At 69.6% G+C, this 12,050-nt stretch carries 13 protein-coding genes; 8 read left to right on the top strand and 5 right to left on the bottom strand.

The genetic code is table 11. The features are described 5' to 3' along the window. Positions 1-45: 45 nt before the first annotated feature. Positions 46-231 carry a DUF1508 domain-containing protein gene (locus tag TTY48_RS00375; protein ID WP_220655624.1) on the bottom strand — a complete coding sequence of 62 codons (186 nt, stop codon included), beginning with the start codon at positions 229-231 and terminating at the stop codon, positions 46-48. A gap of 208 nt (positions 232-439) precedes the next feature. On the opposite strand from TTY48_RS00375, the gene TTY48_RS00370 reads away from it, so the two are divergent. The 8 genes from TTY48_RS00370 (at position 440) to TTY48_RS00335 (ending at position 9,637) form a co-directional block, all read left to right on the top strand. Beyond that, the gene (locus TTY48_RS00370) at positions 440-1,600 is read left to right on the top strand and encodes an SPFH domain-containing protein (protein WP_220655623.1); all 1,161 of its coding nucleotides are present in this window, start codon (positions 440-442) and stop codon (positions 1,598-1,600) included. Next, complete coding sequence (locus TTY48_RS00365) at positions 1,597-2,805, top strand: hypothetical protein (protein ID WP_220655622.1); 1,209 nt, start codon at positions 1,597-1,599, stop codon at positions 2,803-2,805. The genes TTY48_RS00370 and TTY48_RS00365 overlap by 4 nt, the downstream gene beginning before the upstream one ends. Further along, a complete protein-coding gene (locus tag TTY48_RS00360) occupies positions 2,802-3,236 on the top strand; it encodes a hypothetical protein (RefSeq protein ID WP_220655621.1) in 435 nt (144 codons plus the stop codon). Before TTY48_RS00365 ends, TTY48_RS00360 begins: the two co-directional genes overlap by 4 nt. A 9-nt stretch (positions 3,237-3,245) precedes the next feature. Further along, positions 3,246-5,993: a DNA polymerase I gene (gene polA, locus TTY48_RS00355; RefSeq protein ID WP_220655620.1), complete on the top strand. Its 2,748-nt coding sequence runs from the start codon at positions 3,246-3,248 to the stop codon at positions 5,991-5,993. Between the two features lie 211 nt (positions 5,994-6,204). After that, complete coding sequence (locus TTY48_RS00350; protein WP_220655619.1) at positions 6,205-7,449, top strand: reverse transcriptase family protein; 1,245 nt, start codon at positions 6,205-6,207, stop codon at positions 7,447-7,449. Positions 7,450-7,647: 198 nt separating this feature from the next. Beyond that, positions 7,648-8,550 carry a patatin-like phospholipase family protein gene (locus TTY48_RS00345; RefSeq protein WP_220655618.1) on the top strand — a complete coding sequence of 301 codons (903 nt, stop codon included), beginning with the start codon at positions 7,648-7,650 and terminating at the stop codon, positions 8,548-8,550. A 45-nt stretch (positions 8,551-8,595) separates the two neighbouring features. Beyond that, positions 8,596-9,201 carry an HAD family hydrolase gene (locus tag TTY48_RS00340; protein ID WP_220655617.1) on the top strand — a complete coding sequence of 202 codons (606 nt, stop codon included), beginning with the start codon at positions 8,596-8,598 and terminating at the stop codon, positions 9,199-9,201. Positions 9,202-9,295: 94 nt separating this feature from the next. Beyond that, entirely contained in the window at positions 9,296-9,637 is a 342-nt protein-coding gene (locus TTY48_RS00335) for a helix-turn-helix domain-containing protein (protein ID WP_220655616.1), read from the top strand. Between the two features lie 9 nt (positions 9,638-9,646). Here the strand turns inward: TTY48_RS00335 and TTY48_RS00330 are convergent, their stop codons facing one another. From TTY48_RS00330 to TTY48_RS00315, 4 genes are all read right to left on the bottom strand, one after another. Then, a complete protein-coding gene (locus tag TTY48_RS00330; RefSeq protein ID WP_220655615.1) occupies positions 9,647-10,471 on the bottom strand; it encodes a hypothetical protein in 825 nt (274 codons plus the stop codon). Positions 10,472-10,617: 146 nt separating this feature from the next. Beyond that, positions 10,618-11,034 carry a hemophore-related protein gene (locus tag TTY48_RS00325; protein ID WP_220655614.1) on the bottom strand — a complete coding sequence of 139 codons (417 nt, stop codon included), beginning with the start codon at positions 11,032-11,034 and terminating at the stop codon, positions 10,618-10,620. Between the two features lie 32 nt (positions 11,035-11,066). After that, the gene (locus TTY48_RS00320) at positions 11,067-11,420 is read right to left on the bottom strand and encodes a hemophore-related protein (RefSeq protein ID WP_220655613.1); all 354 of its coding nucleotides are present in this window, start codon (positions 11,418-11,420) and stop codon (positions 11,067-11,069) included. A 139-nt stretch (positions 11,421-11,559) separates the two neighbouring features. Further along, positions 11,560-12,021, bottom strand: a complete 462-nt coding sequence (locus TTY48_RS00315; RefSeq protein WP_220655612.1) for a hypothetical protein — start codon at positions 12,019-12,021, stop codon at positions 11,560-11,562. Positions 12,022-12,050 lie beyond the last annotated feature (29 nt).

Genomic DNA, 12,050 nt, shown 5'->3' with positions numbered 1-12,050 from the left:
GTCGGGGAGGGCCGAAGCCCTCCCCGATGCGAGTGATCCGTGCGATCACTCCTTGTCGACGTCGACCACCTTCGCGCCCTCGGCGGCACGGACGACGGCGGCGGCACCGTCGTGGGCGCCCTTGCGCGAGGCGTACGCCTGGCCCGACGCCACGACCTCGCCGTTGCCGGCCTTCAGACGGAAGCGGAACTTGCCGGAGCTGTCCTCGTACACCTCGAACTTGCCTGCCATGGTTGGAGCACCTTTCGTGTGGTGGAGGCCCGGTCTGCGGGGCCGAGTGCAGCGTAAATCCTCGATGCACTGAATGCGCGGTGAAGTGGACGACACGCCGTGCACTGATCCGCATGATCGCAACCCTCGTCTCAGCGAGCCCTCAGCCGTTGCCAAGCGGGCTGACTATCGTGGAATTCGATACTCACAACCGAGGGGATGCACAGGCATGGGGATCTTCGACAAGGTCCGGGGCGAACTCGTCGACATCATCGAGTGGCTCGAGGACGACCGCTCGATCATGGCGTGGCGGTTCCCGCGCTACAACAACGAGATCAAGAACGGTGCGCAGCTCATCGTGCGCGAGGGCCAGGAGGCGCTGTTCGTGTACCGCGGCCAGCTTGCCGACCGCTACGGCCCGGGCAGCTACACGTTGGTCTCGGAGAACATGCCCGTGATGTCCACGCTGCAGGGCTGGCCGCACGGATTCAAGAGCCCGTTCCGCAGCGAGGTCTACTTCGTCAACCACCGGCCGATCACCGATCTGCGCTGGGGCACCCCGAACCCCGTCACCATCCGGGACCCCGACTTCGGCATGGTCCAGGTCCGCGCCAACGGCCTGTGCGTGGTCCGCGTCGTCGACTCGCCCACGTTCCTGCGCCAGGTGATCGGCACCGACTCCAACGTCGACTCCGAGGAGATCGCCGAACTGCTGCGCCGCACCATCGCCACCGCCTTCTCGGACATGCTGCTCGAGACCGGCGTGGGCGCGATCGAGTTGCAGGGCCGCCAGCGGGAACTCTCCGAGAAGCTGCGCGAGTACGTGCAGAGCCGGATCCAGGGACCCTACGGTCTCGCCTGCGAGGCGATCGAGATGAACATCTCGCTGCCCGACGAGATCACCCAGGCCATGACACGCGGTGTCGCGCGCGGTGTCGAGGAGAAGGGCTACTACGGCAACGTCGGCGATATGGGGCGTTTCCAGCAGGGCCGCGCCGCCGACTCCATGCTGGGCGCCGCCACCAATCCGGGTGGAGGCGCCGCCGGCGATTTCATGTCGGCCGGCATGGGAATGGCGATGGGACAGCAGTTCAGCCAGAACTTCCAGAACCAGCAGGCACCGCAGAACCCGCAGCAGCAGAACACGCAGCCGCAGGGCGCCCCCGCGGCACCGCCGCCGCTGCCCGGCGGCCAGCAGTTCCACGTCGAGCAGAACGGCCAGGCCACCGGCCCGTACCCCGTCGACCAACTGCGGGGCATGAACCTCACCCCGCAGACCCTGGTGTGGTCCGCGGACATGGCGGGGTGGACGCCCGCTGGTGAGGTACCGGCCCTGCGGCCGCTGTTCGGTGCCACCCCGCCGCCGCTGCCGCCCCAGCCGGGACGATGACGGTCCCGCCCCCGCTGCCCGAGCAGCGGCCGGCGCCACCGATCCGGCCGCTCACCCCGCAGGTGCCGCCCGCAGCGGATCCGGGGGCACCCCCGGACCGCGCGCTGTTCCAGGTCACCGAGCAGACCCGCACCTATCCGTGCGCGAACTGCGGGGATTCGCTGATCTTCGATCCCGCCACCGGCGGGCTCCGCTCACCCGGATGCGGCAGCACCTTCCCGGTGATGCTCGATCCGACCAAGCGGATCGTGGCGCACCCGCTGGGGCCCACGATGAACGCGGTGTACGCGCAGGCGCGATCGGCGGCGGCGCCGCAGGTGGTCGATCGCGAGGTGGTGTGCCAGAACTGCGGTGGGCACACGCTGTTCAGCGGAACCCTCACCGCGGTCCGGTGCCCGTACTGCAATACGCCGATCCAGCGCAACGACATCCAGGTTGCGCCGGCACGGCTCCCGATCGACGGGATCCTTCCGCTGCAAGTCAGTGATGCCCAGGCGCGCACCAACATCGAGGCCTGGGTGAACAGCCGCTGGTTCGCCCCGCGCGAGTTCAAGAAGTACCGAGTACTGGGATCGTTCACCAGCGTCTACCTGTCGTACTACAGCTACGACGCCGAGGTCAGCACCGAGTACTCGGGCTCGCGCGGCGAGCGTCGCACCCGGCGCGACCGGGACGGCAACGTCGAGACCTACACCGACTGGTACCCCGCCCGGGGCCGCGTGCACAACAGCATCCGGCACCTCACCGAGACCGCCAACACCGGGCTCGACGGCGGCCGGGTGCGCGCCCTCGAACCCTGGCCCGCCGATCGTGCCGTTCCCTACACACCGGAATTCGTGGCGGGGCACCTGGCCCGCACGTACGACGGTGACGCGGCGCAGGTCTTCGAGGCGCAGGCGCGGCCCCGGATCAACGACATCGTGGAGACCACGGTGCGCCGCGACATCGGCGGCGACGAGCAGCGGATCCACCGCATGAATCCGGTCTTCCAGTCCATCGACTTCGTGTACCTGCTGATGCCCGTGTGGCTGCTCACCGTGACCTTCGCCAACAAGCCCTTCCAGGTTTTCGTCAACGGCGTCACCGGCGAGGTGCAGGGCGAGCGGCCCTGGAGCACCGTCAAGATCGCCTTCGCGGTGCTCGTGGGCTTGCTCGTGGTCGCCGCCGGGGTGTACCTCTACATGCAGAGTCAGGGAGGTTCATGATGTCGACGGTGATCATCGTCCTGTTGGTGCTGGTCGTACTGGCGGTGCTCGGAACGACGGCGTTCGCCGTCGCGCTGGTGCGCAACAGCCGCCGGCAGCAGCAGGCGGAGGGCGCGATGCCCTTCCCGAGCCGCGCCCCGCTGTCCTGGTCGGGCTCGCACGTTCCCGAGGCAAGACTGCACCGCCGCATCCGCGACGCCGTGCGCGCCTTCGACCAGCCCGCCGGAATCCTCACCGCCGCCCAGCTCGACGAGCAGGTGCGGCTCACCGTCGCCGCTCAGGAACTCGACGACCGGCTGGTCACGATCGCCGCACTGCCCGAGACCGCGAAGGCCGGCGAGCTCGATCGCGCCACCGCCGAGGTGGCCGATCTGGAGCGGCGGATCGGTGAGACGGTTGCGCCCGGAAAATCTATCGGTGGGTCTCACTAGACTGCGGGTGTGACTGCAGCGAACCCGGCCCAGACGACCGCCCCCGCGACTCCGTCGGAGGTGGGGGAGCGGCCGGTGATGCTGCTCATCGACGGGCACTCGATGGCCTTCCGGGCCTTCTTCGCCCTCCCGCTGGACGGCGGCCGGTTCCGCACCAAATCGGGCCAGCCCACCAACGCGGTGTACGGCTTCACGTCCATGCTGATCAAGCTCCTCAAGGAGGAGGCGCCCGGTTACGTGGCCGCCGCCTTCGACGTCTCCCGCCAAACCTTCCGCGCCGAGATGTACCCCGAGTACAAGGCGCAGCGCTCGTCGGCACCGGACGATTTCCGCGGCCAGGTCGACGTGGTCAAAGACGTGCTCGGCGCCATGGGGATCCCCACCATGGCGCAGGAGGGCTACGAGGCCGACGACATCATCGCCACCATGACCACGCGGGCCCAGGAGCAGGGCTTCGACGTGCTGATCGTGACCGGCGACCGTGACGCCCTGCAGTTGGTCAACGAGCACGTCACGGTTCTCTACCCGCGCAAGGGCGTCTCCGACCTCACCCGCTTCACCCCCGAGGAGGTGGACGCGAAGTACGGCCTCACGCCGGCGCAGTACCCGGACTACGCGGCGCTGCGCGGCGACCCGTCGGACAACCTGCCCGGCATCCCCGGCGTCGGTGAGAAGACGGCCGCGAAGTGGATCCGCGAGTACGGCAGCCTCGATGGCCTCGTCGAGAACGTCGACAAGGTGAAGGGCAAGGTGGGCGATTCCCTGCGGGAGAACCTGGCCACGGTGCAGCTGAACCGGCAGATCACCGAGATGGTCAAAGACATGGCGCTGCCCTACGAGCCGCAGGACCTGGCCCTGCAACCGTGGAACCGCGAGGCCATCCACCAGCTGTTCGACGACCTCGAATTCCGGGTACTGCGCGATCGGATCTTCACTGAGCTCGCCTCCGCCGAGCCCGAGGTGGACGAGGGCTTCGAGATCTCGGGCGGCATCGTCGCGCCCGGCACGGTGGCGGAGTGGCTCGCCGAGCACGCGGCCTCGGGCGAGCGGTCCGGGCTGGGCGTGGTGGGCCCCGAGGTGGTCTTCGACGGGGACGCCGAGGCCGTGGTGATCGCCGCTCCGGACGACGAGGGCGGGTACATCGCGCTCGAAACGCTCACCCCGCACGACGAGGCGGCCCTCGGCGCCTGGCTCGCCGACGAGTCCCAGCCCAAGGCCGTGCACGAGGCGAAGTGGGCCATGCACGCCCTGGAGAGCCGCGGCTGGAAGCTCGGCGGCCTCACCTCGGACACCGCGATCGCGGCGTATCTGGTGCGCCCCGGGCAGCGCAGTTTCAACCTCGACGATCTCTCGGTGCGGTACCTGCACCGTGAGCTGCGCGTCGAGTCGGCCGCAGGCGACGACGCGCAGCTCTCCCTGCTCGACGATCCCGACGATTCGGTGGCCGAGAAGGCGCAGCAGCAGATCCTGCGCGCCCGTGCCGTGGTCGATCTCGCGGCCGCGCTCGACGAGGAGCTCGACAAGATCGAGTCCAAGCCGCTGCTCGAGGAGATGGAGCTGCCGCTGCTGCGGGTGCTCGACGTCATGGAGGCCACGGGCATCGCCGTCGACACCGAGCACCTCGAGTCGCTGCACAGCGACTTCAGCGACCGGATCCGCGCCGCGGAGGCCGCCGCCTTCGAGGAGATCGGAGAGCAGATCAACCTGGGCTCGCCGAAGCAACTGCAGGTGATCCTGTTCGACAAGCTCGGCCTGCCCAAGACCAAGAAGACCAAGACCGGGTACACCACCGACGCCGCGGCGCTGGAGGCCCTGTACGAGAAGGAACCCCACCCGTTCCTGCAGTCCCTGCTCGAACACCGTGATGCGATGCGGCTCAAGGTCACCGTGGAGGGACTGCTCAAGTCGGTGGCGTCCGACGGCCGCATCCACTCCACGTTCAACCAGACCGTGGCGGCCACCGGCCGGCTGTCCTCGACCGATCCGAACCTGCAGAACATCCCCGTGCGCACCGAGGCCGGTCGCCGGATCCGGCAGGCCTTCGTCGCGGGCGAGGGCTTCGAGACGCTGATGACGGCCGATTACAGCCAGATCGAAATGCGGATCATGGCGCACCTCTCCGGCGACGAGGGACTGATCGAGGCCTTTAACACCGGGGAGGACCTGCACAACTTCGTCGGCTCGAAGGCCTTCGGTGTCCCGATCGACGAGGTGACCGCGGACATGCGGCGCCGGGTGAAGGCGATGTCCTACGGTCTGGCCTACGGCCTCTCGGCGTTCGGCCTGGCAGCGCAGCTGAAGATTTCCCGCGACGAGGCGAAAGACCAGATGGAGGCCTACTTCTCGCGGTTCGGCGGCGTCCGGGACTACCTGCAGGACGTGGTCACCGAGGCCACCCGCAACGAGTACACCGAGACCATCTACGGGCGTCGCCGGTACCTGCCCGATCTCACCTCCACCAACCGCATGCGCCGCGAGGGGGCCGAGCGGATGGCCCTCAACGCGCCGATCCAGGGCAGCGCCGCCGACATCATCAAGGTGGCGATGATCAACCTGGAGAAGGCGATCCGCGGTGCGGGCCTGAAGTCGCGGATGCTGCTGCAGGTGCACGACGAACTCGTGCTCGAAGTGGCCGCGGGTGAGCGGGAACAGCTCGAAGAGTTGGTGCGCGGCACCATGGGCACCGCCGCCGAGCTGTCCGTCCCGCTCGAGGTGTCCGTCGGATACGGCCGGAGCTGGGACGACGCCGCGCACTGATTCCTGTGGCACTCTGAAGGCATGCGACGTCGCTCGGGGGAGGCGGGATCCGCGCGATCCATCCCAGCGGTAACCGCTGGGTGCACCACACGGCTACACCTCGCGTCCCACGCCGGCCCGGGCGCTTCGCGCCCCTCGCGGCGCTGTGGGCGATTGTTTCTGGTCACCCGAGCGGCGTTCGCATCCTCGCCCCGGCCGGTGGTGCGCTGACGTGCCGTCGGTCGACCTGTCCCGGCCTCTGACGCGTGCCCAGCAGGCGCAATCGGCGCTGCTCGTCGGTCGGATCGACCCGGCCGAGTGGAACCGGATCGAACTCGCCGCGGACCTCGGCGCTGCGCTCCCCGCGGAGCTCGCCGAGGAGGTCGCACTGTTCGTCACCGAGGCCGCACCGACGAAGCCGCACCCCGCTGTGATCAGGCGCCTCCTGCAGACCTACCGGGTCGATTCCGCTCTCGAACCTGAGGCCGGCGGCGCCGTCCCCGGCCGGGTGCTCGCCGACCTGGACGGTCTCGCAGCCATGCTCGATCTGACGGTGCCCGAACTCGACTGGTTCGCCGATACTGGGCGCTGGCTGCGGCATTCGGCGGCGCCGCTGCGGCACTACCGCGTTCGCCGGATGCCCAAGACCGCCGGGGGAGTGCGAGTGATCGAGGCGCCCAAACCCCGGCTCCGCGAAGCGCAGCGGCGCATTCTGCGACACGTCCTCGATCCCGCCGCACCGCACCCGGCGGCACGCGGATTCGTGCGCGGCGGTTCGGTCCTCCACTACGCCGAAGCCCACGTGGGCTCGGCGGCGGTGGTGCGGCTGGATCTGAAGGACTGCTTCACCACGGTCGGCGAGAACAGGGTCCGCGCTGTCTTCCGGCAGCTGGGATACCCCGCGCCGGTGGCGCGCATCCTCGCCGCGCTGTGCACCACGGCGACCGCGGGCGACGAGCTCCGCGGGCTCGGCGCCTGGCAGGCGGCGACGCTGCGCGCCCGACATCTCCCGCAAGGTGCACCCACCTCGCCCGCCCTGATGAACCTGGCGCTGCGCCGGCTCGATAGCCGGGTCGCGGGCCTGGCCCGCGCGCAGGGCGCTCACTACACCCGCTACGGCGACGACCTCGCCCTCTCCGGTGCGCGTGATCCGTCGGTGATCGCCGCCGTGGTGCCGAAGATCGTGCGCTCGGAGGGTTTCTCGGTGAACCCGCGCAAGACCCGGATCATGCGCTCGGGCACCCGGCAGGAACTGGCGGGGGTCGTGGTCAACGCCCGTGCCCAACCACCGCGGCGTGCCTACGACGACCTCCGCGCGCTGCTGCACAACGCGGCCCGGTTCGGCCCGGACAGCCAGAACCACGACGGCCACGACGACTTCCGCGCCCATGTCTACGGGCGGATCGCCTGGGTGGCGCAGGGCAATCCCACCCGCCGGGAGCGTCTGCTCGCGATGGCCGCCAGGGTGCCCTGGTGACACGCATGCGCGGCCGGCGAGAAACTGGGATGCGCGGGCGCCGGCACCGGTGCTAGCGTCGGTTCCATCGTGATCCGACCGCAGGAGGTGAGTCCCATGAACGCAGTACCCGTAGTGGGCGCGCCGCTGCAGTGCACGATCGCGCGACTGTCCTAGTCGCCCGGGGCGCCCGATCAGAATCTCTGAAAGGCCGTTCCCATGAACACGATTCCCACTTCTTCTCGTTCGGCTCGCGGCCGGGCGCTGGTGCTCGGCGGTGGTGGCTCCGCCGGCAATGCCTGGCTCATCGGCGTGATCGCCGGTCTCCATGAGGCCGGCGTCGACGTGACCGACGCCGACCTCACGATCGGCACCTCCGCCGGTGCCACGGCGGCCGCACAGATCGCCGCGGCGCCGCCGCCCCGGCTCCTGGCGGACATCCTCACGGCACCGATACCCGCGCGCTCCGCGGGCGGGACGCGAGCCACCGCCTCCGCCGTCGCCGATCAGATGCGCCGAACGGGCCGGCTCATCGCGGAGGCGACCGACCTCGCCGACATGCGACGCAGGATGGGCGCTTCCGCCCTTGCCCTGGAGGCCTCCTCGGACGATTCCGTCCGGGCTCGGTGGCGAGACACCGTCGCCGCGCGGCTCCCGTCCCCGCACTGGCCGGACCGGCCGATCGCCCTGACGGCCGTCGACGCGGTCACCGGCGAGCCCGTGGTCTTCGACCGGCACGGCGAGGTCGCGCTCGTGGACGCCGTCGCGGCGAGCTGCTCCAGTGGATTCGCCTACCGCATCGGTGCGCGTCATTACATCGACGGCGGCTACCGCGCCAATGCCGAGAACGCAGACCTCGCCGCGGGATTCGACCGGGTCCTGGTGCTCGCGCCGTTCGGGGGAGCCGCGCGGACGCCCCCGCACTGGCGGGCGAACCTGCACGCCCAAGTGGAGGAGCTGCGTGCCGCCGGCAGTACCGTCGAGATCGTCGGCCCCGATGACGCCTCCCGCGCCGCGTTCGGCGGCAACGTGATGGACCCGTCGACCCGCCCACCGGCGGCTTGTGCGGGCGCCGCGCAGGGCCGCGAACTCGCTCCCGCCCTCGAGTTCTTCCGGGGCTGAGGGACCCCGCCGGGCCCCCGGGCCCGGCGGGTAGCGTCGGAGGCCGTGTTCACCATCGGATTCGATCTCGACCTCACGCTCATCGACTCGCGGGCACGCATCCTCAGCGCCGCCCGCCGGTCGTTCTCCGATCTGGGGTACTCGATCGGCGACGAGCTGCTCCTGCCGTACATGGGGGAGCCGATGGGCGATGTCGCGGTGAAGGTGGTGCCCGATATCGACGCGGTGGCGTTCATGCGCCGGTACCGGCACCACTACGACACCGATACCGAGACGCCGGTGCCGGTTCTTCCCGGCGCGCACGAGCTGCTCGCCGCGATCCGCGCCGCCGGCGGCCGATCTGTGGTGGTGTCAGCGAAGCAGCAGGCGGCCGCGGAGCGTGCCGTGGCGGATGCCGGCCTGGACGTGACGGAGGTGGTGGGCGACCACTTCGGTGCGGCCAAGGGGCAGGCGCTCCTGCGGTACGACGATGTGCGTGCCTACCTGGGCGATCACGTGGAGGATGCGGCGGCCGCGCGGGCGGCGGGATGCGACTTCGTGGGCGTCACAACGGGGGAGTTCGGCGCCGCTGATCTGCTGGTCGCGGGCGCGCGGGAGACAGTGGACGACCTGGCGGAGGCGGTGCACCTGTTGCACCTGCACTCGTGTTGATATAAGCATTCGTACATGCCGTTCGAATTGCGATCGCACAAGTTCATAACGTGTAGGGCAGACATTGCCGCGTCCGTCGGACACGGTGTGTGACGTGAGCGGACCCGATATCGAGTGGGAGTCCTACGGCGACTCCCTTGCCTACCGTCTTCTGACCCTCCGTAAGGCGCGAGGGATATCGCAGGAGAAGCTCGCCGAGCGCGCGGGACTGCATCGCAATCAGATCTCCAACATCGAGCGGAACGTCAGTTCCGGAGATCGCTTCTCCGATCCGCACATGTCCACGCTGTACCGCCTCGCGGCCGCCCTGGACGTGCCGCCGGTGCTACTCCTGCCCGAGGCGGACCGTCGGGTGGGTTCGCGCTCCGCCGAACAGGACAACCGGGATGCCGCCGCGGCGATCGAGAGCGCACTCCTGGTCGCGATCGGCGAATAGCGGCTCCGCCTAGTAGGTGCTCAGGATCAGCTCGGTCTTGAGCACATCGCCGGGCAGCAGCCAGCCCTTCGCGCTGAGCGTGTCGATCGCCTTCTGGCGCAGCGACTGCGCGCCCGCCCGGGTATCGGACTTGAAGCTGAACTCGACCACTGTCTGGCCCGGCATGGGGAGCACCTCGATCGCGGGCTTGACGCCCTGCCACGCGCCCTTCCACTCCTGCGAGGTGACGGGGCCGTGCACGCGAGAGGCCTGAAGGGCGTCCTTGCCCCAGTTCTTCGACGTCCAGTTCTCGAGCTTGCCGGGGATCTGCGCCACGACCAGATCGCGCGCCGTCGAGGCGTCCGGCAGCGCGGTGCCCGAGAGCCCGCTCGCCGATGCGGTCTTCTTGGTGGCGAAGCTCAGCGTCTGCTTACCGTAGGTCCAGTCGACCTGGGCGTCGTAGTTCGTGTCCGAGGAGTCGAATCCCGCCTGATTCGCCGTGGTCAGCGCCGCATCCACGTCGCCATTGGTCACGGGGAAGCGCTTCTTGTAGTTCAGGTCCAGGCTCTGGCCCGCCTCGTGGCGCAGCCGCACCGACCAGCCCTCCCCGGAGAGCTTCTTGGTCTCGGTGTCGAAGTACTCGTACGACAGCCCCTTCGGCGCGGACGTGATGCCGAAGGTCGACTTCACGGCCGCCGAGGGTGCGCCACCGTCCAGCGCCGAGGCGTTCAGGTTGAGCTTGACCTCGTAGTTGGGAACGGCGTTCGCATCGGCCTGGGCGACGGCGGGTGCGAGCGCGGCGATCGCGGTGGCGGCGACGGCGGCCAGAATGCTTCGGCGGCTAACGAGTTTCATGGGCATCAGGGTCCACTCCGGTGGTGGCGTCCAGGGGAACGCCGGGTGGACGGTCGTCGACGATTCGGGGTGCCCTCGGAAGCTGCGTGAACGACGACGGCGCCGCCCCCACATCGGGGTGCGGCGCCGTCGTTGAGCGTCGGTCGTTACTTCGCCTTCGCGGGGGCCGCAGCGGGCTTCACGGACGCGCAGGTGCGGTACGCATCGCCGAGCGCGCGCTGAATGTTCTGCTGCTCGGAGAAGATGCCGAATCCCGCGGAAGAGCCGGTGAACGCCAGGGTGGCGAGCCGGATCTGCCGGGTGTTCGGATCGGAGGTCGCGATGTCGGCGAACTGCTTGGAGCCACCGGCCACCTGGTCCAGCTTGGCCGAGAGACCCGGCGAGGAGCGATCGATCGCGGTGCGCAGCTGCCCCACGGTGCACGAGGTGCCGGGCACGGCACGCGCCAGGTTCGGGTCGGCCGGCTTGGGAGCGGGGCCGGGCGCTGCGGCAGCGAACGGGGCACCGGCCAGCGACACGGCGCCGAGGACGGCGGCGGTGGCGGCGAAACGACGGAAGGTCATGCGGGTGGGGCCTTTCGGGTCCGTGGAGGGGCTCAGTAGTTCTGGCAGGTCGCGATGACCTTGGAGATCTTCGCGTCGATATCGGCGCGGTTCGCCTTGTAGTAGGCGGCGCCCGCGGGGTTCTCCTCGGCGAGCTGCTCGATCAGCTTCTGCCGCTCCTCGGGCTTGGCCACGAGGATCTTGTTCGCCTTCTCGCGGCCGCCGGGGGTGCCGTTCATCACGGCGATCGCCTCGGGGGCGATCATCTGCGTCGCGCGCTCGACCTGCGCGACGGTGCACTTGGTACCCGGCACCTTGTCGTTCGGTGCGGCGGAGGCGACGGCGGGGGCGAGGGCCAGGCCGGCCGCGAGCACCGCGGTACCGGCGACGATGCGCGTCCGAATCATGTCTGTCTCCTTCTCTGCGGCCGCCTCGTCTGCGGTGAGGTGGCGGCGACCGCTCGGGCGACGATACCGGCTCGAAGTGAACGAGAAAAGGACGGTGCCGGGATGGACAACCCGGCACCGTCCAACCTGTACCCGCGTATCAGCTGGTGGCGCAGGTGGCCTTGACCTGCGCGATCTTCTGCTCGACCTGTTCCTTGGAGGGCTTGGTACGGGGCGTTCCGTCGTGCTTTCCGCCGGGCTTTCCGGCCCCGTGCTGTGGCGGCGTCTTCCCCGGATTGGCCTTCTTCCACTCGTCGATCTTGGCCTGCCGGTCCTTCTTTGCGGCCTCGCGCGCCGCCGTGCGCTGCTCGGGCGTCTGCACGAGTGTCTGCTCGAAACGCTCCTTCGCCTTGGGGTTGCCGCTGATGTGCTGCCAGAACTCGGGCGCCACCTTCGCGGTGGCGCGTTCGACCTGACCGACGTTGCACTGGGTGCCGGGCACCGGCGCCGTCGGTGAGACAGGGGCGGCGCTCGCGGTGGCGGGGACGAGCAGGGCGGCGCCGGCGGCCACGACGGCGGTCGCGGTGGCTGCGCGGCGGATGCGATGGGTGGTGCGATTCATGCGTTGGTTCTCCTCAGCGAGATCACCGT

Source organism: Tsukamurella sp. TY48, from assembly GCF_019656655.1.
Classification (GTDB): Bacteria; Actinomycetota; Actinomycetes; order Mycobacteriales; family Mycobacteriaceae; genus Tsukamurella; species Tsukamurella strandjordii.
The sequence above is the reverse complement of the archived record's forward strand: the minus strand, read 5'-3'. Positions and strand labels throughout refer to the sequence as shown.

Excerpts from the sequence above, each read along its gene's own strand:
- TTY48_RS00320 (WP_220655613.1), bottom strand. The coding sequence starts at position 11,420 with ATGATTCGGACGCGCATCGTCGCCGGTACCGCGGTGCTCGCGGCCGGC.
- TTY48_RS00375 (WP_220655624.1), bottom strand. The coding sequence starts at position 231 with ATGGCAGGCAAGTTCGAGGTGTACGAGGACAGCTCCGGCAAGTTCCGC.
- TTY48_RS00345 (WP_220655618.1), top strand. The coding sequence starts at position 7,648 with ATGAACACGATTCCCACTTCTTCTCGTTCGGCTCGCGGCCGGGCGCTG.
- TTY48_RS00360 (WP_220655621.1), top strand. The coding sequence starts at position 2,802 with ATGATGTCGACGGTGATCATCGTCCTGTTGGTGCTGGTCGTACTGGCG.
- TTY48_RS00330 (WP_220655615.1), bottom strand. The coding sequence starts at position 10,471 with ATGAAACTCGTTAGCCGCCGAAGCATTCTGGCCGCCGTCGCCGCCACC.
- TTY48_RS00365 (WP_220655622.1), top strand. The coding sequence starts at position 1,597 with ATGACGGTCCCGCCCCCGCTGCCCGAGCAGCGGCCGGCGCCACCGATC.
- TTY48_RS00315 (WP_220655612.1), bottom strand. The coding sequence starts at position 12,021 with ATGAATCGCACCACCCATCGCATCCGCCGCGCAGCCACCGCGACCGCC.
- TTY48_RS00325 (WP_220655614.1), bottom strand. The coding sequence starts at position 11,034 with ATGACCTTCCGTCGTTTCGCCGCCACCGCCGCCGTCCTCGGCGCCGTG.
- TTY48_RS00370 (WP_220655623.1), top strand. The coding sequence starts at position 440 with ATGGGGATCTTCGACAAGGTCCGGGGCGAACTCGTCGACATCATCGAG.